The organism is Bartonella capreoli (assembly GCF_902813205.1).
Taxonomy (GTDB): Bacteria; Pseudomonadota; Alphaproteobacteria; order Rhizobiales; family Rhizobiaceae; genus Bartonella; species Bartonella schoenbuchensis.
In genome coordinates, this window is record NZ_CADDZX010000313.1 from 1 (window position 1) to 410 (window position 410).

1 pseudogene is annotated in these 410 nt (G+C 35.6%); it reads right to left on the minus strand.

The window, feature by feature from the left end:
* A pseudogene (locus J7R05_RS08580) lies at positions 1-286 on the minus strand (hypothetical protein); the annotation flags it as partial.
* Between the last annotated feature and the right edge of the window lie 124 nt (positions 287-410).

The following is a 410-nucleotide window of genomic DNA, read 5'->3' on the forward strand; positions in this document are numbered from 1 at the left end:
ACCCCTGGGGAAGAATATCAACCCCCGTATCATAATCACGATACATAACATCCTGCAACTGGGCATTCCCTGTTAAAATATCGCTCAATCCTCGATGTGGACCAATGACTTTCTCTCTTTGTTGACCAGAAATATCTACCAACAAAATTGTTTTACGCTCTTTTATGAGATGAAGAGAGAACTTTGCTGCCGTTCGGGCAGATTCTGGCCCAATGATTGAAACAATCATTGAAGTACGACAATTTAAAAAATCACATAATCTATCTAATGTAATAAAACACTCAAGTTTTTAAATACCTACTATATCATGAGCTTTGTGCTCTAATTTTTTTAATTAATAAACTCTATTCGTAATTTTTATTACAGCATAGTTTTGAGAAAGCAGTAGTCCGTCTCCAAATAGAAGGGCT